Below are 21,786 nucleotides of genomic sequence, written 5' to 3'. Positions count from 1 at the left end.
GGTAAGCGGTTCAGTTCAGTTGAGTGCATGCCACTGCGGTGGCTCCTCAAACGGGTCGGCCACCGCCAACACTGTCACCAGATGCGGGCGCGGGCGCTTCCCGCGGCGAGGCCGGCGAGCGGACCCGCCGCATACGCCCGCCCCGGCTCCTTGCGGGTGCCGGTCAGGTCGGTGTCGATGACGGCGGGGCGGCCGTCGGGCTCCTCGAACTCGGCGTCGGCGAAGCGGACCCGCTCGAGATCCCGACCGCCGACCGCCCCGGGACCGGCGCCGTCTAAGCCCTCCGGCAGGTCGGTTACCAGGTACACCGCGCCGCCCTCCTCGACGACCGAAGCGGACGCGCCCTCCAGGGCGACCGGATCCCGCTCGCCGGCGAACGGCCGGGCACCGGCGGCATAGACGTTGTGCCGGGCATAGACCGCCTGCCTGACGTTGAGGAAGCGCTGGTGGTCACCCGGCGGCTGCTCGTCGATGCGCCGCAGGTACTCCTCGAACGAGGCCGGGTAGTCGTCGTAGCCGGCGGTGCCCGCGTGCGCCGGAGCGACGCCTTCCGGCTTGGCGGCGTACGCCGTCGCCGGATCTCCTCCGACGAAGAGGTTGCCGATCCACCGGTCGTCACCGCCGACGATGAACGCGTAGCCGGCGACCTGGGTGCTGTGCGGGCGGTGGTACGGGGTGGCCCGGTCCATCACCGGCTCGACCCGCACGGTACCGAGGATCAGGTTGTTGACGAAGGCGCCGCCCTGGCTCCACAGCTCCACCGAAGCCGGCGAGGCCAGCACGTTGTGGTCCACGAGGTACGGGCCGTGGCTGACCTCGATGAACAGGTCGCGCCGGTTGTCGTGGTAGAGGTTGCGGCTGATCCGCGTGCCCTGCGTCTGCCAGTCCAGCCACGTGCCGAGCGAGCAGTCGTGGATGCGGTTGTGCCGGATCACCACGTCGATCGCCGCGTGCAACTTGATGCCGCCGATCTCGTACCCGTAGAACTCCCGTTTCAGCGCGATGTTGAAGATGTGGTTGTCCTCGATGGTGGAGAACACGCAGCCGAGGTGGCCGACGATGCCGTTTTGCCCGCAGTCGGAAATGGTGTTGCGGCGAATGATGTGCGAGCCGATGTGCTCTTTGTCCCAGCCGATCTGCCGGGCCAGGAAGACCGACTCGAGCTGGTACTGGTAGCCGGGCTTGTCGCCGCGCTCGGTGGCGTAGTTGTGCCCGGTCGACGCCTCCTTGCCGATCGAGATCGCCGAGGTCTTGGCGTCGTGGATGACGTTGTCCTCGATGATCCAGCCCTTGGCCCAGTTCGGGCCGATCAGGCCGGGCTGGTCGGCGGTCGGCGGCGTCCAGGGCGTGGCGGCCTGGGCCAGCTCGAAGCCGCGCACGGTGATGTAGTCGAGGTGCGGCACGGCGGGGTAGAACACCGACCGGCGTACGTTGATCTCGACGAGCTCGGCGTTGGGGTCGGCTCCTTGGAAGTTGGCCCAGATCGTGGTCTCCTCGACGCCCACGTCCGCATACCAGACGAGCTGCGTCTGCTCCGGGTTGCGGACGCGGTCGGTGACGCCGGTCCAGTTGTCGACGATCTCGGTCCGCTTCTCCGGGTCGGAGACCTCGGCCCGCGAACCTGCCTCATAGAAGCTCAGGCCGTTGAGGTAGACGTCGCCCAGGTGCTTGCGAGGCGCCTTCTCGGCATAGACGACCCAGTCGCCGTCGACCTCCTCGGCGTACGGGTTGAAGTCGCCGAACAGCGCGTTGGGCACGCTCGCCCGCCAGACCGTCCCGCCGTCGGAGACCCAGCCGGTGATCCGTTCGGAGCCCTTGATCGTCACGTGCTCGCCCTCGGCGGCCGCGTAGGTGATGCGCCGGGCGTCGCTCAGCCCGCCGCGTTGCGGTTTCACCCATTCCCGGTACTCGCCGGCGTGTACGACCACGGTGTCTCCGGGTCGGGCGAGCGTCGCCGCCCGGTTGATCGTCCGCACGGGCCGCTGCGCCGAGCCGTCGGCGTCGTCGGATCCGGTGGTCGCCACGTGCAGCTGCGTCGTCATGTCCTCGGGCCCTTCCGTCGTTACTTGCCGAAGCCGGCGGTGAGTCCACTGAGCAGCTGGCGACGGCCGATCGCGTACATGAGCATGATGGGGAGGGTGGTGAGCGTGACCGAGGCCGCGATAGCCGGCACGTCCACGCCGAACTGCCCCTGGAATGTCCATAGCGCCAGCGGCATGGTGCGAGTGCCGGGGCTCTGGGTGAGGATCAGCGGCAGCAGGAACCCGTTCCAGATGCCCAGCGCGTTGTAGATCGTGACGGTGACTAGCGCGGGCCGGGTGAGGGGCAAAGCCAGCCGCCACAGCGTGGTCCATTCGGTCGCCCCGTCCACCCGCATGGACTCGAAGAGCTCGTTGGGTACGTCGCGGATGAAGTTGGAAAGCACGAGCACCGAGAGCGGGATGGCGAAGGCGATCGACGGCAGGATGATCGCCAGTAGCGTGTCGTACAGCTGGAGCCGGATGATGATCAGGTAGACCGGGATGATCACCGCTTGCAGAGGGATCGCGAGACCCAGCAGGAACAGCGAGTTGGTCATGCGCAGCAGACGGATTCCGGTGCCACGGACGATCGCGTAGGCCGCCATGAACGAGATCGCGACGGCGGGGACGATCGCGCCGACGGTGACGATGACGCTGTTGACGAAGTACTGGACGAATTGGTTCTCGAGCACCGTACGGTAGCTGGCCAGCGTCGGGTCGCTCGGCGGGGCGAAGGGGTTGGTGGTGAAGTAGTTCGCCTGGGTCTTGAGGCTGGTGACGACGATCCAGTAGATCGGGAGCATCACGATCAGCAGCCAGATCCAGCCGAAGGTGCCACCGATCCAGTTGAGCCGCAGGATCCGGCCGGCCGTGCCACCGCGCCGGGCGGGCGCCGCGTGCGAGACGGTTGCCATGTCAGGCTCCTTCCAGCTGGCTCTCGTCGCCCTTGCCTCCGAGGCGGCGCAGCACCTGGGCCAGCAGCAGGCCGACCAGGACGAGGATGACGGCGATGGCGCTGGCTGGGCCCATCAGGTTGGCTTGGAAGCCGACCTGGTACATCTCGAGCGCGAGGGCGCGGGTGGCGTCGCCGGGGCCGCCGGCGGTCAGCACGTAGATCAGGTCGAAGAAGGTCAGCGAGCCGACCACCATCAGCGTCGAGGACGTGATGATCGTGTACTTGAGCTGAGGCAGCGTGATGCTCCAGAACTGCCGGGCCCGGCCGGCGCCGTCGATCTGCGCGGCCTCGTACATGCTGACCGGGATCTGGCGGACGGCGCCCTGGTAGATCAGGGAGTGGAACGGGATGTACTGCCAGGAGATCACGAAGATCAGCACACCCATGGCGAGCGTCGGGTCACCGAGCCAGTCCTTGTTGAGCCACGGGACGTGCAGGCCGGTGCCGAGCCCGAAGTTCGGGTCGAGCAGCGCCTTGTAGGTGATCGAGATGGCGGCCGAGGACAGCAGCAGCGGGACGAAGTAGAGCACCGCCAGCACGGCACGGTACCGCTTGTGCGTGGCCGTGAACACGCCGATGAGGATGGACAGTGGCGTCTGCACCGCCCAGGACAGCACCATGATCACGAAGGTGACCCGCAACGCGTGCGGGAGCCCAGGATCGGTCAGCGTGGCACGCCAGCTGGTCAAGCCGGACGGCATGATCGCGCCGATGCCGTCCCAGGTCGTGAAGCTGAGGGCGAGCACGCCGAACAGTGGGAGGACGCCGAACACCAGGAAGATCAGCAGTGCGGGCAGCGCCATCCACAGGATGGAGCGGCGGTGTGCGCTCTGCGCGGTGGTCGGCTGCTTCACGGGGACGGCGGGAGGAGCGAGCGTGGTCATTTTCCGATGACCCCGTTCATGCTGTCCACCCACTGCTGCGGGGTGATCTGCATCTGGAACAGCTTGGCAATGTTGTCCAGCAGCGTCTCCGCGGCGGTCGGGCTCAACGCCTGGTCCCAGGATTGGGCGAACACTTTCGCCTTGCTCGACACGTCGTAGATGAACTTCAAGAACTGCGCGTCGGGCGAAGTGCCCAGCTGTGCGTCGCTGCCCTCGATGATCGGCACCCCACCCGACTTGACCCAGCCCGCGACCTCCTGGTTGTCCAGCAACGTGGTCGACATGAATTTCTTCGCGACATCTTTCGCCGCGGCGGTCGCCTTGGACGAGATCGACAAGTACTGGCCCGGGTTGCCGACCTGGTCGGACGGGTCACCCTTGCCACCCTCGACCGGTGGGAAGCTCGTCCAGCCCAGCCCGCCGCTCTTGACGAAGTCGCCGCCCTGCGCCTGCTGAATGCCGTACGACCACGAGCCGTGCAGCATCATCGCGGCCTTGCCGGTGTAGAGCAGGGCCTGATCGGCGTTCGAGTCGGCGGTGATCGACGAGAACCCCTTGACGAAGCCGTTGGCCTGGATGAGCTGCTGAACCTTGGTGAGCATGTCCAGCACGGCCGGGTCGGACCAGGCGTTCTTCTCGCCGACGAAGACCCGGTCGAAGACCTGGGAGCCGCCGATGCGGTCGAGCAGGAGCTCCAGCCACATCATGTTCGTCCAGCGCGACTGGCCACCCAGCGAGATCGGCGCAATTTTCGCGGCGTTGAATGTGGGCACCAGCGCCATGAGCTCGCCCCATGAACGCGGGGGCTGGGCGCCGACCTTCTCGAAGACCTGCTTGTTGTAGAACAGGACGATCGGCTGCACGGTCTCGACGGGCATTGCATAGATCTTGTCGTTGACCGTTGCCGCGCCGAAGGACCCCGGGAAGATCTTGTTCTTCACCGCCGGGTTCTGCGCTAACCAGCCGGTCAGGTCCTCCACTTGGCCGGCGGTCACGTACGTCTTCAGGCCCCCGCCGCCCCAGCCCCAGATCATCGTCGGGCCCTGACCCGCGCCGATCGCCGTCTTGATCTTCTGCTTGTACGCGTCGTTCTGGAAGAACGTGGCACTGATCTTGGTGGTCGGGTTCGTGCTGTTGAACCGGTCGATCGCAGCCCGGCGGATCGGTTCGCCGGGCGGCCCGGACAGCGACCAGTAGGAGGCGACGCCCGGGCCGCCGCCCGACTGGCTGCTCGGCCCCGAACTGCCGCAGGCGGCCAGGGCCGCGGTCCCGACCGCTCCGGCCGTCAGGCCGAGGAACTCTCTTCGGGACAGGTTCTTGGCGTTCATGGAGGTACTCCCTCGTCGTCAACGCGCACGCCGAATCACCGCTGCGAGCGCGCTCCCCGGGGCGTCGGCAGCGTCGGCTTCCGCAGGCCGCATACCACCGAAGCGAGGGCATTAACGCGAGTTCTCGAAAAAATCAAGATGAAGTTTCGAAAAGATCTCGACCTTCACCGGTACGGGGCAGTCGACTTACGCACCACGATCTCGGTCGCCAACTCAATACGCGGCGACGCGAGCTGCTCACCGGCGATGCGGCGCAGCAGGCGGCGCATCGCGACCCGTCCCATCTCGGCGAACGGCTGCCGCACCGTTGTCAGCGGGGGCGCGGACCAGCACGCCGTCGGCATATCGTCGAAGCCGACGACACTGAGGTCCTCCGGCACTCGCAGGCCCCTGGTGCGGGCCGCCTCGAGGGCCCCGAGCGCTTGCAGATCACTTGACGCCAGCAGGGCGGTCGGCGGTTCCTGCCGGCTCAAGATCTCCATGGCGGCGGCGACACCCGCATCGAAGGTGAACGCCGCGGCGCGGATCAGCTCGGGCTCGGCGGTCAGGCCGGCCCCCGCCAGGGCGGCGTGGTATCCGTGTGAGCGCGCGATGCTGACGATCGCCTCGGGCGGCCCCTCGATCAGGCCGATCCGCCGATGACCGAGGCCGATCAGGTGGGCAGTGGCCTCCATGCCCCCCGTGAAGTTGGTGGCGCCGACGCTCGGCACGTCCCGGCTCGGCACGTTGATCGGATCGATCGCGACGACCGGGATGCCACGCTCCACGAAGTGCTGCCACTGCTGTGCGCTCATGGCCGAGGTGACCAGGATGACGCCTTGATGCCGGGCGGCCGAGACGCGTCGCGTCCAGGCGGCACCGAGAGGATCATCCGGGACGATCCCGACCACCACATCGACATCCTCGGCGGCGGCGGCCTCGATGGCGCCCCGGGCGATCTCGAGGTTGTTCGGCGGCTGCAGGGCGTCGAACAACAACTCGACCGTACGCGTGGTCGGCTGCACGCCACCGGCGCCGCGAGCGACGTAGCCATGCCGGGTCAGAAGCTCACCGACGCGCGTTCGGGTCTCCGAAGCCACGTCCGTTCGCCCGTTGACGACCTTGGACACGGTCGCCACCGAGACGCCCGCCTCCCGCGCCACCGCGGCCAGCGTGACGCGACGCGCGGGCGCTTGCCGTTCCACCAGGCCTCCCCGATCTTCGAAAGGTATCGCAAGGCTAGATCGTTTCCGACGGGCGCGACGAGCACCCATTCGGATATTTCGGGAGGGCGCCGAGCCGCCCCATCCTTGCTCGAGCAGCGCGAACAGCCAATGGGACGGCGCAGCGGGGCGATCGGAGAAATGGTGACCCCCGCCGCGGCGAGATCCGGTGCCGGCGTGGCGACGCCATGTTGCCGGCCCGCGCGATAACTACGGGAAGGCGTACTTCTCGTAGGTGTTATGCAGTCCCACCGCCGTGATGTGCGACTGCCTGGTGTCGGGGCGGGCGGCCTGAGCCGCGGCGACCAGGGCCGGCAGGGTGGCTGCTGCGGCCAGGATGACGGTGGTGGCGCGGGTGACCGTGGTGGCGCGGGCGGGAAGCCCGACGAGACGCAGCCGGTCACACCTGGGGTAGTCAAGGCCACCGATGTCCGAGAACACGTCCGGAATCGGCTCGGCCCGAACGCCGGCAGGGCCCGGCAGCCGGGCGGTCGGCCGGACCGGCGAGCCTGATCGGGTGATTGTCCCGCTCCGGCGCGGCGCGTTGTCCGGAAAGGGTCCTTGGGGCGGCCAACACGTCAATAACGTCCGGCTTGATCTTTCCTCCTTCGCTGGGACGGTAATCATGCGGACCACAAGACATGTGCTGATGGCGGTCCTGGCGCTGCTGCTCACGGCATCCGGAACGGCACTATCCGGCATCGCGGGTGCCGCCACGCCGCGGGCTGCTTCGCCGTCCTGGGCGCAGGACGGCTACGGGCCCGGCAACACCGGCTACAACCCGGACGAGCCGGATCTGAACGCCGGCACCGTCGGGTCGCTGAGGTACCGCTGGTCGCTGACCGCGTACGGCGACGGCGAGACCGACGAGTACTGCCGGCCCGACATGCTCGGCCCGATCATCGCCGGCGGCCGCGCCTTCGTCAGCGACGGCGACGGCTACGGCGCGTTCGACGCCGACACGGGCGAGCACCTCTGGGGGTACGGCTACGAGCAGCCGTACGACGAGGTGGTTCTGCAGATCGGTGTCGTCGGTGGCCTGGCGGTCTTCGCGATCGCCCCCTGCCCGGGTCAGGGCGACCTCACCAAGCTGCTGGCGTACGACACCGCGACCGGCGAGGAGGTGTGGAACTCCCCGGTGGGCGTGCGGAGCACCAGCATGGTGATCGACAAGGGCACGGTCGTCGTGGCCGGCTACGACGGGCGCGGTGTCCCGCAGGTCGAGGCTGTACGCGCCAGGGACGGCAGTTACCTGTGGGGCCGCGCGGACTACCTGCTGTCGGCCGGCGCCTCCGCGACCGGCCGCGTGCTGCTGACGCGCGCGAAGGGTAAGGGCGCGCTTGCGGTCGCCGTCGCCTCGGGCGCCGAGCTGTGGAAGACGGGCAAGGCGTGGACGGCACAGGCCGCGAACCCGGCCGGTGACCGCTTCTACGTCACCGACCCGGCCGGCACGCTGCTGGCGGTGAAGGCGTCGACCGGCGCGACCACCTGGGCCGTGGCCAAGGCCGGCGGAAAGCTCAGCGCGGACGGCCGCCGCGTGTACGTGGCCAGAGCCAGAAGCCTGAGCGCCTACGACGCCGCCAGGGGCAGGAAGGTGTGGCGCAAGGCGCAGGCCTCGACCGCCGGCCGGCCCATCCGCGCCGGCGGGCTGCTCTACTGCGTGATCGCCGCGTCGAAGCCGATGGCCGTCCTGAACGCGGCGAACGGAGTGAAGGTGGTTTCCGGCGCCGCGTACCGCACGGCTGTCGGGCACCCGGTCGTCGCCGGCGGCAAGCTCTACATCAACTACGGCGGCAAGATCGTGGCGTACGGCCTCTGAGCCACCGTCACGCCGGCCCGGTCAGGTTAGTTGGCCACTCTGTGTACTGGCAGCGCCACGCTGGGCTACAGACACCGGATGCCGGGTCATCCCTGAGCTGGTCAACGACGTACACGTGCGGCAGCTGTTCTTCGGACCGCAAGGAGGTGCCGTCGCATCACTACCTGAGGATGAGGGTGTCGGCTGGGATGTAGAGGCCCGCTCGAACTGCACGTATGGCCGCCATGGTGCGCGACGTGGCGTCCAGCTTAACCATGACGTGTTCTATGTGAGCGGTGATGGTTCGTATCCTGACCGTCAGGGCGGCGGCGATGCGGGCGTTGGTCCAGCCTTCGATCAGCAGGCCTAGGACCTGCAGTTCGCGGCGGGTCAGGCCGTGCAGCGGCGGGGGTGGGGACAGCAGTACCACGGCGGTCAGGTGGCCGGGGGGTTGCGGGGGACAGGCCAGCGCGGTCACCCGCAGGAGTCCTGCGTCGGGGTCGGCGCAGTGCCTGGGGCACAGGAACACGGTATGCACCGGCCCGTCGACCAGCCGGGCTTGCGCGGCGGCGAGTGTCGCGGAGCCGGTGGTCAGCTGTGCATGGCCGGGTAGTCCTGGCAGCGGAATACTGTGGCCGGCCTGGGTGACCACTACCCCGGCGATGGCGTCGGTCACGATGCTGCCCACCACCGCGATGCTGCGCAGCGGGTCGACCGCGCGGGCGATCAGGGGCGAGATCCGGTACAGAAGCGCGCAGGTTTCATCGCTTACCGGTCGGGCGTCTGCGCTGTTGAAGCCCACAACGCCGAGGTAGCGGCCGTCGGGGCTGAAAAGGCCCATTCCCAGGCACTCGCGGAAGCCGGCCGGATACAGGTGCTCAGACCACGAGGGCAGCGTGTCCGGCGGTACCGGCATGTCTGTGAGCCTTACTGGTACGCCGTTGCGTTGCATGCCCACGCGTTCCAGGTCGTCGGTGAACTGGTCACTGTCAAGAAACCGTTGCACCGCAGAGGTGTAGCCTTGCCGCGCTGCCGGCACCTGCTGGCGGCGTTCCGGGTCGAACAGCGTGATGAAGCCCGCGTCGTACGGCGTGACCCATCGAAGTGGCTCCAGCAGCGCCTGTGCGCGCTCCTCCAGGTGACCGGGCGCCGACGCGATGCCGGCGATCTCCGCCGCCACGCGTTCACCGTGGGTCGGTGTCCTCACCATCAACTTTGCGCCTTCGGAGAAGGGCTACAGGGAAGCGCTCTACCCCATCATGCCGTCGTACGGGGGCCAAGAGGAACGGTCCCGGACCGGTTTCACCGGATTGCGGCGCTCGCTACTCCTCGGCGGCGCGAAGCGCGGCGACGGCGGCACAGGTCGTCATCGACGGCGACGACGACAATCGGCGGTAGGTACTCCAAGCGCCATGACGTCCCTGATCCACTCCGACTGCCACAAGGACCGTCCCGCTCACCGTGGGGTGTCATCGGCGCCGCCGCATACGCGTGCTCACCTACCGGTATCCCCAGGTTGAGCTGCCGCCACCGGACCTGGTACCACAAGACGGCACACGAACGCTGCATCGGCGCTGGTCCGAGCTCGCCGACTCGCTGGTCTGCGCTGCCTTGCAGGAGGGTTACGGAGGCGGTGTTTGATCTGCCATTGTGGTTGTCCAGGGGTGGCCCTGTGGATCCGCCACCATGGTCGCGCAGATGTCCGCGACGGCAGTGAGAAAGAGACGCTCAGAGCCGCAATGGTGGTGGACGGCAGTCTCATGGATGATCGCGATCGCGCCTACCGGGCAGTGGCGCAGCATCAAGGGGACGACAGCTATGGCCCGTCCCCAAAGGCCCCCCGCAGACGGATAGGCTGACCTGATCTCCGGCGGCGACGACAGCCAGATCGACCTTTCCTGCACGATCGCGTCGGTCAGCGGATACCGCGATCCCACCTGTAGGATCCCCATGTCGTGCGTGGCCCCACCGGCGCCGGACAACAGCGTGACGTCGAGGACCTCTCGGCGTCGAATACCGAGCATTGCGCAGTCGGCCCCTATCGCCGCGACCGCCTGCACCAATGCCAGCTCCAGCAAGGTCGTGTCACCCGGTGACAGGACCGTCGCCTGGACCAGCATGCCGAGCCGAGACAGCAGGCCTGCGGCGCCTACATTCTCCTTGGACGACACGTGCAGGTCTCCTTCGGTCACGGTAGAGCCCCACACGACGCAATCGTGAGCTGTTCGGCGTTGGCGGACGTCCACCAATTGATGCTGGTTCGGTGGCGACCGTACCGAGGTGTGGAGTTCGTGAGCATCGGAAAAAGTACCGATACGCGGGGGCGAGCTCACCCACCCTGTTGTCAGGCACGCCCGGGTTAGAGTTGGAAGTGTGCGACCAGATCGCGGAGCTCGCCCGACAGGGCAGCCAGTTCGGTCGCGGCGGAACGGGCCTGATCGACGTCCTTGTCTGTGGTCCGCGCCGCAGCCGCGACAGCCTGCACGGCCACCGCCGCCTCCGAGGTGCCGCCGACCGTCTCGGTCACGCCGCGGCTCATCTCCCGGCTGGTGGCGCTCTGTTCCTCCACTGCCACCGCGATTGTGGACTGGTAGGAGTCGATCTCTGTCACTACGTCCCGGATGCGTCCGATCGCACGTACCGCGGCCTCGCTCGAATTCTGGATGGTCTGCACCCGGACGATGATGTTCTGGGTGGCTCTGGCAGTTTCTTGAGCGAGATCCTTGACCTCGCCGGCGACCACTGCGAAGCCTTTTCCGGCCTCGCCGGCGCGGGCGGCCTCGATGGTGGCGTTGAGCGCGAGCAGGTTGGTCTGCTCGGCGATGGCGGTGATCGCCTTGACCACGTCCCCGATCTCCGCCGATGAGACGCCGAGCTCCGCCACGGTGGCCGAGCTGGCTTCGACGGCCTTGACCGCCTCGAGCCCGACCTGAGCTGCGGTCGCCGCACTGCGGGCGATCTCGGCGATCGCGGCGTCCATCTCCACCGCCCCGCCCGCGACGCTCTGGATGTGGTGCGCGATCTGATCCACCGCACCGGAAGCCCGGGTCGCCTCCGCGGCAGCCGCCGCCGATCCGCCGGCGAGCCGGCCGCTGGCCGTCGACAGGTTCGCCGAGGCCTGGGCCATCGTGTCCGCGCTCTCCGCCAGAGCCTCAACCGTGCGGCGCAGGTCCGCGGTCATGGCATCCACCGCACGGCCCAGCTGACCGGTCTCGTCCCCGGTCGTGAGCCCGGTCCGTGCGGTCAGGTCACCGGAGCCGACCCGGCCCAGGATCCGGATGCAGTGCCGCAACGGCCGGACCACCGAGCGGGTCACGAGGCGGCTGAGCAGCAAGGCGAGGAGAACGGCCAGCAGACCCGCCGCGATCACGGTGTTGATCACCAGACGACCGACCCGATCGACCTCGGTGGTCAGGTTCGCTACCCGCTTGGCGACGGAGGCCAGGATCTTCTCTGTGGAGTCCAGCAGGTCGCTCCAGGCGGTGTCGAGCGGCTCGTTCAGGATGTCGTACGCCTTGGCCAGCGTCGCATGCGTGCCCTGCGCGATGAGGCCGACCATCTGGTCGTCGAGCTTGAAGTAGGTGTCCCACAACCCTCGCTGCCGATCGAACTCGGTGCGTTCGTCCGTGGTCAGGGCGCCCCGGTCCAGTTTCGGCAACAACGCGTAGACGGCGGCCTTCGACTCCAGCAGCCCGGCCCGGTTGTACGCGTCGGGTTTGACCGCCTCGGCGCCGCCGCTCACCAGCGCCTCGGAGTAGACATACCCCTGCCACCCGCTGATGTCGGCGTCCAGATACCGCAACTCCTGGACCTGGTCGGCCAGCGCCTGCAGTCTCTTCAGATCTGCCTGCATTGCACGCTGCCGCTGTGCCCCCCAGACGCCGGCGGTCGCGACGGCGACGAGAAAGAGGCAAACGAGCAGGAAGGCCCCACCGAGTCGGGCGCCCACGGACATGTCGAGCACACGCTTGCGCACGTAGTACCCATCGGCCAGTGCAGCCCGGCGCCTGAGTACCAGTCGATCCACGTCCGTGCGGGGACGACCGGCTCATCCCTTGCCCAGGTCTACCACCGACCTCCGTATTGGCCGCCAGGACCGCCGCCTCGCGTCCGTGGACGAAAAACCGTTTCGGGACAGCCCTCGGCGCGGACAGCGAGGGCTGGTGACAGAGTGCCGCCGCCCTCGAATCTGTCACCACCCGGCTGCCAAGGACTGCGGATCACCGGTCGGTGGACCCTTCTCGGGACGCGGCCAGCATTGCCTCGAAACGCTTGGTGAACAGGTACGCGTCGCCCGGCCAGCGCGCCGACACGTAGTTGCGGTCCTCCACCACGAACGCGGGACGGTCGTCGCTCATCGTGCCGCGCGCGAAGGTGCGGCGCCCCCCGTGAAACTGCGCCGGATCGTCCAGCGCCGCGGTGACCTCGTCCTCGACATAGCGTGGATAGGTGCGGTAGTAGCGGCCCAGCCGCCACGCCGTCAGGTAGTAGGCGCCGCGCTCCATGTACTTCGGTAGGCAGGTCGTCTGCCGGTCGGCGATCACGCTGCGTCCGGATACCAGGTCCTGGGTCCGGGCCAGCACCAATACGCCGTGACAGATGGCCCCCACCGGCCGGCGCAGGGACCAGAACTGCGCGACCTTGGTGCGCAACAGCTCACTGCCCAGGTACTGTCGCATCCCTGGCGCGTGGCCACCGGCGAGGATCATCCCGTCGTACTCGTCGGGTCGCAGATCTGCCCACCCGATCGGCGACCGGAAAGCCGCAGCCTCGGTCAGGTCCCGGTAGAACCGCAGCGGTTCGGGTTCGGCGCCGAGGCGGCCGAAGAGGACGCCCGAGATCAGCCGGGGATCGGCTGCCAGGCCGGTGCCGGCCCGCTCACCGGCGAAGACGACCTCGTGACCGGCGTCGGTGAGTAGTCGCCACGGCACCGCGACCTCGGTGACGTCGAAGTCGCGGTCAGGCAACGGCATGAGGACCCGCATCAACGCAGACTACCGGTGCCGGTGAGGACTTGATCCTTCTCGACTTCTGCGGCCGCGGCCTCGCCGTCGTCCATGAGCTGGTCGCGCGTAAGGCCGCGGACTCTGACGACGACGTCCCGGCCGAGATCCGGCCATGCCGATTCCCGACAACGCAGCGGCGACTCTCGCGGCGTTCGACGCGGGCACCTCCAGCGACCGAGCCGCCGACCGAAAATCCGAGGAATTCTCTGAGCTTCGCATCGTCGCCGTCCATCAGCCCTTACGTTGATACGGTGCCCGTCACCGTATCCACGGCCCCTCCGAACGAAGCGCAGACGCTGCACGTCTGGGTGCTAGACGACGAGACACAGCTGCCGAACTTGAAGAGGTCACTGCTCGACGTCGTGGTCCGGCAACGGCCGTCAGAGAAATTCACCCTCGGCAGCGTCGCCGACAAGATCATCCTAATCGCCACCGAGCTGGCCACCAGTGCCCTGCGAAACGGGCTGCCACCCACCATCGTGCGTCTGCTCCGGAATGGGCCTTGTCTGATCGTCGACATCGCCGACCACGACACCCAAGTCCCCGCCGAATTCGCCGACGCGCAGCCGCCCGGAGCGGGCGGGCTCGGCCTGCGCCTGGCCAAGAGCCTTGACCTCACTGTCAACTGGTATGTCACCGACTCCACCAAGAACGTCTGGGTGGAGTTTCTGCCTGAGGGCGCCGGCGACACGTCGCCTCGCCACACCGGGCTGCTCACTAAGGCGCTGGGGAAGCTTCGGCACCCGCCTAACAGCGACGCCGGCTGAAACTACCGACCCGGCCTCGTCGACGGAGCCCGGGATCCGGTGCGGGTCCTGGCGGGTGATCGCGGCGAGATCGATCGGGCGGAGACTGATGTTCAGATGCCCTGATTCGAGGCCGGCGAGCTCGAGTAGGTCGTTGACGATGGCGCGCAGTTTGTCGATGGCGCGGGCGATCGCGTCGTGCAGCTGGCGGGTGTCGTCGGTGTCGGGCTCGTCCTCGGCGAGCAGGATGTCGATGGAAGCCGAGCTGACGGTCAGCGGGTGCGCATCTCGTGCCCGACCAGCGACAGGTCCGGTTCAGGCTCAGGCCGGAGCCCGGCATATCGACGTATCCCGAATATTAACTCGCGTCTATATTGCGTGCGTACCGGCCTACGTATCACGATGCTCGCATGTTCATTCGGCGTCTCACGGTCGCTACCGCGACTCTCGCTCTGGCCGGTGCCGGGCTCACCGCCGCAGCTCACACGGCTCAGGCCGCCACGAGCGTCCCCCGCTTCGACCACATTGTCCTGGTGATGTTCGAGAACAAGGCGAACTCGCAGATCACCTCCTCCAGCGCCCCCTACTTCCAGTCCCTGGCCATGCAGGGTGCGAGCTTCTCGCAGTCCTACGCGATCACCCACCCCAGCCAGCCCAACTACATCGCCCTGTTCTCCGGCTCTACGCAGGGCGTCACCAGCGACGCCTGCCCCAAGACGTTCAGCGGCAACAATCTCGGTGCCCAGCTGATCGGCGCGGGGCTGACGTTCAAGGGCTATTCGGAGTCCATGCCGTCCGACGGCTACACCGGCTGCTCCAGCGGCAGGTACCAACGCAAGCACAACAGCTGGGTGGATTTCAGCAACGTGCCGGCCGCCAGCAACCTCACCTACGCCAGCTTCCCGGACAGCAGCAACTATGCGTCGCTGCCAACGGTGGCGTTCGTGACCCCGAACATGTGCAACGACATGCACGACTGCTCGATCAGCACCGGCAACACCTGGTTGCGCAACAACCTCGACGCGTACGCGCAGTGGGCGAAGACGAACAACAGCCTGCTCATCGTGAACTTCGACGAGGACAACTCGTTGTCGCTCAACCACATCTACACGACGTTCGTGGGTGCCCACGTCAAGACGGGCACGTACTCATCCAAGATCACGCACTACACGGTGCTGCGAACCATCGAGTCCGCGTACGGCCTGAGCGCGCTGGGTAGCGCCGCCGGCGTCTCGCCCATCACCGACGTGTGGAACTGATCGCGCCGTGTATCTCGCCTCGGTGGACCGCCCGGCCGGGACCACGCGGACGAGGGCCACGAAGGTCACCGCCAACGTCCTCGCGCTGGGCACGGTCAGCCTGGTCACCGACGTCTCCAGCGAGATGGTGACCGCTGTTCTCCCGCTGTACCTGGTGGCGGGGCTGGGACTGGGCCCGGCGGTGTACGGCCTGGTCGACGGTCTGTACACCGGGGCTACCGCGCTGCTGCGCCTGGTCGGCGGCTACGTGGCCGACCGGGTGCGGCGGCGCAAACTCGTCGCCGGTCTCGGCTACGCCATCTCCGCCGTGGCCAAGGCAGGCCTTCTGGTGGCCGGCGGCTCGCCGGCCGGGATCGGCACCGCGATCGTGGCCGACCGGGCCGGCAAGGGACTGCGCACCGCACCCCGGGACGCCCTGATCACACTGGCCACGCCACCGGAGGCGCTGGGCCGGGCGTTCGGCGTGCACCGGGCGATGGACAGCGCCGGTGCGTTCGCCGGCCCGGTCGTCGCCCTCGCCGTGCTGGCCGCCTCCGGCCAGGCGTTCGACGCGGTCTTCGTGGTCAGCGGCTGCGTCGCCGCCGTCGGCGTCCTCGTTCTCGTGTTGTTCGTCCGCGACCACCGTGAGACCGGCACCCCGTCGAAAACGGTCAGCCTGCGCCAAGCCGCCGCGCTGCTGGAGCACCGCCCCGTGCGGCTGCTGCTGGGCGGTGCGGCGCTGCTCGGGCTCAGCACGATCGGCGACGGCTTCGTCTACCTGCTGCTGCAGCGCCGGGGGAACCTGGCCACCGGGTGGTTCCCCCTGCTCGCGGTCGGCACCAGCCTCGCGTACCTGTTGCTCGCGGTGCCCCTCGGCGCCGTGGCCGACCGCCTCGGCCGCACCGGCGTCTTCCTCGGCGGCTATGCCGCCCTGCTCGTCGTCTACCTGCTTCTCACGGCCTCTTGGGGCGGCCCTGCGGCGCTGGTCACGGTCCTTGTCCTGTACGGCCTGTTTTACGCGGCCACCGACGGCGTGCTGATCGCCGTGGCCGGGCCGGTGCTCCCCGCCGCGCTGCGCACCACCGGGATCGCGCTGATCCAGACCGGCCAGTCGCTCGCCTACCTGGTGTCGTCGGTGCTGTTCGGGATCGCCTGGCAGTGGTGGGGTGCCGCGGGAGCGGTCCGTGCCGCCGCGATCACCGCCGCGCTCACCCTGGGCGGGTCGGCCGTGCTGCTGCTGCGTGGCGGGCGCGCGGCATGACGGCGCGGGGGCGACTGCTGCTAGCCGTGGGGCTGTCCTTCGCGCTGCTCGCGGTGGCGGCGGGGTACGTGATCATGGCCGGTCGCCGGGACGCCGTGCCCGCGGTGGCGGCGAGCGGCGTGGACGCAAGCCCTGGAAATCGGCTGCTGTTCCGCAGCACGGCCGCCGGCAGCTACGGCAGGGCCGCGACCGTGGCCCGCGGGAACGCCGCCGGTCCGCGTACGGTGTCCGGGCTGGACTGTGACCGGCTCTACGCCGCCGCGGCCGCCGCTCTCTGCCTGCGCCCCGACGGACCGCTGGCCACGTACCAACTCGCGGTGCTCGACGCCCGCCTGACGGTGAAGGACACCTACCCGCTGGTCGGCGTGCCGAACCGGGCCCGGGTTTCCCCCAGTGGGCAGGTGTTGACCTGGACCGTCTTCGTCACCGGCGACAGCTACAACGGCGGCAAGTTCTCCACCCGGGTGGGCATGCTCAACACCGCCACCGGCGACACGGTGGACACCCTCGAAACGTACGCGGTGACGCGCGACGGCAAACCGTACCGGGCGGCCGACCTGAACTTCTGGGGCGTGACGTTCGTCGACAATCAGCACTTCTACGCCACCATGTCGACCGCGGGGCGCCGCTACCTGGTGTTCGGGGACGTGGCTGCCCGGACCGTGCGCACCCTGGCGGCGAACGTGGAGTGCCCGTCGCTGTCGCCGAACCAGCGGCTGATCGCCTACAAGGAGGCGATCCACGGCAACCCGGCCCGGGGCTGGCGGTTGTCCGTCCTGGATCTGGCGACCATGACCCGGACCGTCCTGGCCGAGACCCGCAGCGTTGACGACCAGGCGGCCTGGTACGACAACACCACTGTCATGTACGCGCTGCGCCGCGGCCCGAAGGCAGCCGACGTGTGGTCGGTCCCCGCCGACGGCACCGGCCATGCGGCGGTGCTGATCCCGGACGCGGAATCGCCGGCGGCCCTGTGGAACTAGAGGGTCGCCGACCAGCGCGACGCTCAGCAGTCGGGTTGAGCCGGGCGCCGGCGGGGAGCTCAGCCACCTCACCGCGTTCGTCTACCGTCGACATTGCGTCGAGATCGCCAACGGCCACCGAAGTACTAGTGTCGCGCGGCGTTGGACCGTTCGGACGACAACCGGCGGTCTTGTGACACTAGTTCTCGAGAACCTGCCTGCCGTCGGCTGATACTGCCGTGTGGCCAACGCAGTCGTGGTCGTCGTAGAACTGGAAGTCCCAGGCTGCTGCTGGGGGTTGTCGCCGGAGAGCGACGGCTACCAGGAGGAACTGGGTGGCGGTTGACGAAAAATCGGTCCTTGCTCGCGTGGGAGAGGAACACTTTCATCGGTCCACCCTGTCAGCAAGGCGCATCGCCCCGCGAAGAGTCGGAGAGCCTGCATCGGTTCGCAACCACCTTAGGGCAAGCGGGCGGACCAAACTTGACCGTCATGACTTGCAGCAGCGAGGACTGCCGCCTTCGGCGACCACTCCGCAGCCATCACGGGCCAGTCGAGGTTACGGATCACCATGCCAGCAAACGGGGCAGGGGGCGCCCGGTTCTGTATGGCGCGTTTGGCACAGCCCAGGTGCTCAGTCATCTCCTCGTTCAGCGCGGTCTCCAGGACCGTCTTGGTGAACTGCTTGAGCAGCCCATCCGGGCTGGTCAGCGACAGGCCCTGCTCCTTGGCCAAGCGCACCAGCTCCGCCGCGGCCGCGGCCTCCGCCGACGGCTCAGGCTTTTCTTCCGAGGGGTCACATCACCCAGTGTCATGGTCATCACGGCGCCTTCCTCGCCGGGCTACGCCCGGCGGGTCAGGCCGGAAGCACCGAAAGATCCACAGACCCGACCGGGCCCAGTGGGACACTCAGCTGACGAGTGGGATCGCCGGGCGAAACACCTGCCCATGACTGGTCGGGATGGCTTCACTCGTTGGGTACCTGCTCCATACTGACGACTTGGCCGTGCTTCACGACGAGCCAGTAGGGCGCGGTGGACAGTCGGCCGTCGGCGGCGTACGGATGAGCGGCCAGGAAGTTGATGAGTGCGGCGACCGGGACCTGGACGGGGGGTTTCGGGTCTTGCCTCGGGTCGAGCGTCGTTATCGTGACGGGGTCCGCGATCCGGAGCGTCCGGAGCCTCCTGTTGTTGTTGACGATCACATACTTGTCGAGCAGTTCGACTGGGACGCCCGGGTTCTGGGGTGCCTGAGCCTTGATGGCGGCCTCACCGGCGAGAACCACGATGAGGTCGAAAGTCAGGGTGTGATGGGCTGGGTCGGTTCCGAGGACGTACACCGGCTCGCGGCCTTCCACGTCCGTCGCCAACGTCGGTTGCGGGCCGGCAGCGGCCTTCTTCTGCAACGCGGCCAACTGTTTCGGTGCTGCCATGATGCTCCCGGCATCGCAGACTGCGCCCGGCCGCGCCACAGTGCCCGCGTAGGTCCGCCATTCCGCGTCCGACAAGTCGCGGGCGGCGGTCTGGCAGGCTGTCGCGGCCCATGCATCAGGGGACAGATTCCACCGGATGAACAGCCCGTCCGAGCCGCCTTCGGTCACGCTGATCAGATCCTTGGCACCGGGCAGGAATGCGAACGAGGTCTTGGATATCGCCGAGCCGGCGGGCAGTTCCAACGAGCCGACCTGCTGGCCCGAGCCGATGTCAGTGATGATGATGTTGCCGTCGGAGCGGCGCTGGGCGACCATCGATCCGCCGACCGCCGGGTGGGCCTGAGTCCGGTTGCCGGCCGGCATGAAACTGGCGTCCTGAGCAATGGTCTGGTACGGACTGTCAGCGCCGATTTTCCAGAGCTCCAGTTTCGCGTCTTCACGCTGCACTACGAGGTCGCTCCCACTCAACGCCATGTCATTGACGGATGCGCCGGGAATCGCTTGCGTCCGGCCACCAGCGACCACAAACACACCTGTGCGTTCGCCGACGAGCGCCCGATAGGCGACGGTGCGCTGGTCCGAACTGATGACGCTGGCCTCGACCGACACGTCGGAGGGGATTTTGGCCAGCGTACGGGTGGCACGGGCCGAGCCGGCGTCGTACATCTGCAGTTGGTTGCCAGTCTCGGCAACGAATTGCTTGCCGTCGGGGGACACGGATAGCACGCCCGCGTCGGTACTCAGCAGAATCGTGCGCTGCACTCGGGAAGGGTCGTCCGCCGCGCGCATCTCGATCGCTTTGCGACGCTGTACATAGACGGACTGTCCGTCTGCGGACCATCCGGCCAGTCGGAAGGTGCCGGTGTCGAGGTCGGCGGGCACCGTTGTGGACTCGCCTGTCGCGGTCTTCACGACAGTCAGGGCGTACCCGTCATTGCCGGCGATCGCGACTCTGCGGCCGTCCGGTGCGACCGAGATCTTGGGCGCGGTGCAGCCGCTGCAGGCGATCGGGACGTCGGCGCGTGCACCCGTGCCCACGCGGGTCAGCTGGTTGATGTCCCACAGCACGAGCGCGTTGCCCGTGATGGAGACCAGATGGGCGTTGTCGCCGAGGAATCGCAGTCCGTCCGACGGCACGGCGCCGCCGCCACTCAACGCGACCTGGGCAGCGGAAGGCACCGTGTCGGATGCCGGGCCGGTCTGGGAGACGTAGATCGTTCCGGCGTCTGCGGAAGCCGTCCGGGTGCCGTCCGCGCTGACCGCGAGCGCCTGCTCCTCGCTGCCGTGGGACAGCGCTTCCAGGTCGGGGCGATCCTGATCGCTGACCTGACCTGTGGACCAGACCGGTAGGTCACCGCCACTGTTGGTAAACGTGAACCAGTCGCCGCCGACGGACAAGGTTGGCTCGAACCCGTGGACGCCCATGAGTGAGTCGGCCGAGTGTACGGTGCTGGTCAGCGTCGGCACGGTCATCCGGTCCCAGCGGCCGTCCTCCGACAACGCCACGAGCTCGGCGTCGCTGCGAAACTCGATGCGGGCCGGAGCGAACTCGAGGTCACGCCTTGTCTTGCGCCCGTTTCGGGTGTCCAACACCGTGATCTGCGTAGCGTGGCCGTCTTTACTAGCAGCCCGGGGACTCCCGGCCAGCATCACGAAGCGGCCCGAGGGTGAAAGTGCGACGGCACCGTTGGTCTCGGTCGAAATCCCCAGCGGTCGAGTTCCGTCGGCAGCGGTCCAGCGCACCACCGATGACCGGCCATCGGCAACGATTGTGCTGCCGTCGGCGCTGGCAGCGACGCCGAATACCGGGCCGCCGAGCTCGGCCACCGTGGTCGGTGGGCCACCGGCAACCGACCAGCGCAGCACCCGGCCGGTGCTGGTGCCGGCAACCACGACCTGGCCGTCGCTCGAGCCGGCCAGGGTGAGCACCGGCGACCCGGCCGGGAGGTAGCGCACCAGCGCCGGGCTCGCCGTAACCGCCCCGAACAGGGCGGCTCGGGTCTGCTGGTCGTCGTGCATCCGATGGGCTTCGACGGCAAACAGCTGGGCGAGGTCCATCCGGCTGGACTCGAGACCGACCGCGGTCGCGGCGAGCTGACGGGCCGTGGCGATACGCGACTGAGTGATCGCTTCGTTGCGCTGTCGGACTGCGAACACCGTCGCGACCGAAACGGCCAGGAGTAGGACGCTCAGCGCGGCGATCGTGGCGCGGACGATCCGGCGAGTCCGGCGCTGCTGCACCACGTGCTCCCCGACCATCGCGTCCTTGTCCATGCCCCGGATCGGGGCGGCGAACGCGGACACCAGGTCACCGAGTCGAGGGCGGGTCTCCGGGGTGGGACCGCTTCGAGGCAACGCACGGAGGTCGACCCAAAGCGGTTCATGGCTGAACGCGCCACTCAGGTTGCGCGGCAATGCGTTGGTCTTTGGCCAGTCGAAGTCCCGGCCGCCCCAGACGATTGATCCGCTGACCAGCGCTACCAGCATCTTTTCCGGCTTACGGTTGGCCTTCCACCAATCAATCTCCCGAGCGACCCACCGCGAGCCGGCCGACTGGGGTGACGCCATGAGGATGAACCACTCGGAGGCGGCCAGGGCACGCTCGATGCTCGGCCACAGCTCGGGAGTAGCCGCCAGGCTGGTGGTGTCGCGGAAGACCCGAAGAGCCCGCGGCCGATACCACGGCCGCGCGAAGCGTTGCAGCTCCGATTGAAGCGCCTCGGCCATCAACCGGTCCTGCGCGTGGCTATAGGAGATGAATGCGTCGAAATGCTGGGGGTTCGCGCGCATCGTCCGCAACCACCTTCGTTGCCCTCTGCTCTCCGTCATCATGTCCTGACGGACAGCATGCTCCAATCCCCCCTGCGGGTGTTTGGTCATCGTTCGCGCAACAGCCGAGATGGAAACGATCGCGAACGCCGAGTCCGCAGACGTACGCCCTCCTTCATCACGA

The 21,786-nt window shown here is 68.1% G+C and carries 17 protein-coding genes and 1 pseudogene; 5 read left to right on the top strand and 13 right to left on the bottom strand.

Annotated elements, in window-relative coordinates:
- Positions 1–74: 74 nt before the first annotated feature.
- From AB0368_RS36720 to AB0368_RS36695, 6 genes are all read right to left on the bottom strand, one after another.
- Positions 75–2,042, bottom strand: coding sequence for a right-handed parallel beta-helix repeat-containing protein (locus AB0368_RS36720; RefSeq protein ID WP_366158660.1), 1,968 nt, complete (start codon positions 2,040–2,042; stop codon positions 75–77).
- A 20-nt stretch (positions 2,043–2,062) separates the two neighbouring features.
- Positions 2,063–2,935, bottom strand: coding sequence for a carbohydrate ABC transporter permease (locus AB0368_RS36715; RefSeq protein ID WP_366158659.1), 873 nt, complete (start codon positions 2,933–2,935; stop codon positions 2,063–2,065).
- A 1-nt stretch (position 2,936) separates the two neighbouring features.
- Positions 2,937–3,860, bottom strand: coding sequence for a sugar ABC transporter permease (locus AB0368_RS36710; protein ID WP_366158658.1), 924 nt, complete (start codon positions 3,858–3,860; stop codon positions 2,937–2,939).
- A complete protein-coding gene (locus tag AB0368_RS36705; RefSeq protein WP_366158657.1) occupies positions 3,857–5,188 on the bottom strand; it encodes an extracellular solute-binding protein in 1,332 nt (443 codons plus the stop codon). The genes AB0368_RS36710 and AB0368_RS36705 overlap by 4 nt, the downstream gene beginning before the upstream one ends.
- A 164-nt stretch (positions 5,189–5,352) precedes the next feature.
- Positions 5,353–6,372: a substrate-binding domain-containing protein gene (locus tag AB0368_RS36700; RefSeq protein ID WP_366158656.1), complete on the bottom strand. Its 1,020-nt coding sequence runs from the start codon at positions 6,370–6,372 to the stop codon at positions 5,353–5,355.
- 228 nt (positions 6,373–6,600) lie between these two features.
- Entirely contained in the window at positions 6,601–6,831 is a 231-nt protein-coding gene (locus AB0368_RS36695; protein WP_366158655.1) for a hypothetical protein, read from the bottom strand.
- Between the two features lie 184 nt (positions 6,832–7,015).
- Between AB0368_RS36695 and AB0368_RS36690 the strand changes: the two genes are divergently transcribed.
- Positions 7,016–8,209, top strand: a complete 1,194-nt coding sequence (locus tag AB0368_RS36690) for a PQQ-binding-like beta-propeller repeat protein (protein ID WP_366158654.1) — start codon at positions 7,016–7,018, stop codon at positions 8,207–8,209.
- A gap of 160 nt (positions 8,210–8,369) precedes the next feature.
- Here the strand turns inward: AB0368_RS36690 and AB0368_RS36685 are convergent, their stop codons facing one another.
- The 4 genes from AB0368_RS36685 to AB0368_RS36670 all read right to left on the bottom strand — a co-directional run bounded on the left by AB0368_RS36685 (position 8,370) and on the right by AB0368_RS36670 (position 13,173).
- Entirely contained in the window at positions 8,370–9,368 is a 999-nt protein-coding gene (locus AB0368_RS36685; RefSeq protein WP_366158653.1) for a LuxR C-terminal-related transcriptional regulator, read from the bottom strand.
- A 442-nt stretch (positions 9,369–9,810) separates the two neighbouring features.
- Complete coding sequence (locus AB0368_RS36680) at positions 9,811–10,359, bottom strand: hypothetical protein (RefSeq protein WP_366158652.1); 549 nt, start codon at positions 10,357–10,359, stop codon at positions 9,811–9,813.
- 188 nt (positions 10,360–10,547) lie between these two features.
- Positions 10,548–12,164, bottom strand: a complete 1,617-nt coding sequence (locus AB0368_RS36675; protein WP_366158651.1) for a methyl-accepting chemotaxis protein — start codon at positions 12,162–12,164, stop codon at positions 10,548–10,550.
- 244 nt (positions 12,165–12,408) lie between these two features.
- Positions 12,409–13,173 carry a type 1 glutamine amidotransferase domain-containing protein gene (locus tag AB0368_RS36670; protein ID WP_366158650.1) on the bottom strand — a complete coding sequence of 255 codons (765 nt, stop codon included), beginning with the start codon at positions 13,171–13,173 and terminating at the stop codon, positions 12,409–12,411.
- 29 nt (positions 13,174–13,202) lie between these two features.
- Between AB0368_RS36670 and AB0368_RS36665 the strand changes: the two genes are divergently transcribed.
- Positions 13,203–13,961, top strand: coding sequence for a hypothetical protein (locus AB0368_RS36665; protein WP_366158649.1), 759 nt, complete (start codon positions 13,203–13,205; stop codon positions 13,959–13,961).
- 111 nt (positions 13,962–14,072) lie between these two features.
- On the opposite strand, the pseudogene AB0368_RS36660 reads toward AB0368_RS36665, so the two are convergent.
- Positions 14,073–14,216: pseudogene (locus AB0368_RS36660) on the bottom strand (histidine kinase dimerization/phospho-acceptor domain-containing protein); the annotation flags it as partial.
- Positions 14,217–14,350: 134 nt separating this feature from the next.
- Between AB0368_RS36660 and AB0368_RS36655 the strand changes: the two are divergent.
- From AB0368_RS36655 to AB0368_RS36645, 3 genes are read left to right on the top strand one after another with little or no spacing between them, the layout of a single operon-like run.
- Positions 14,351–15,199, top strand: a complete 849-nt coding sequence (locus tag AB0368_RS36655) for an alkaline phosphatase family protein (protein WP_366158648.1) — start codon at positions 14,351–14,353, stop codon at positions 15,197–15,199.
- A gap of 7 nt (positions 15,200–15,206) precedes the next feature.
- Positions 15,207–16,439 (top strand): MFS transporter, encoded by a 1,233-nt coding sequence (locus AB0368_RS36650; RefSeq protein WP_366158647.1) that lies wholly within the window; start codon positions 15,207–15,209, stop codon positions 16,437–16,439.
- Positions 16,436–17,422 (top strand): hypothetical protein, encoded by a 987-nt coding sequence (locus tag AB0368_RS36645; RefSeq protein WP_366158646.1) that lies wholly within the window; start codon positions 16,436–16,438, stop codon positions 17,420–17,422. Before AB0368_RS36650 ends, AB0368_RS36645 begins: the two co-directional genes overlap by 4 nt.
- A gap of 438 nt (positions 17,423–17,860) precedes the next feature.
- Here the strand turns inward: AB0368_RS36645 and AB0368_RS36640 are convergent, their stop codons facing one another.
- Complete coding sequence (locus AB0368_RS36640; protein WP_366158645.1) at positions 17,861–18,136, bottom strand: hypothetical protein; 276 nt, start codon at positions 18,134–18,136, stop codon at positions 17,861–17,863.
- A 232-nt stretch (positions 18,137–18,368) separates the two neighbouring features.
- The gene (locus AB0368_RS36635) at positions 18,369–21,623 is read right to left on the bottom strand and encodes a TIR domain-containing protein (protein ID WP_366158644.1); all 3,255 of its coding nucleotides are present in this window, start codon (positions 21,621–21,623) and stop codon (positions 18,369–18,371) included.
- Between the last annotated feature and the right edge of the window lie 163 nt (positions 21,624–21,786).

The sequence above is a fragment of the Actinoplanes sp. NPDC051475 genome, from assembly GCF_040689425.1.
GTDB lineage: Bacteria > Actinomycetota > Actinomycetes > Mycobacteriales > Micromonosporaceae > Actinoplanes.
Note: the sequence above shows the minus strand (reverse complement) of the source record. Positions and strands in the feature narration are given on the sequence as shown.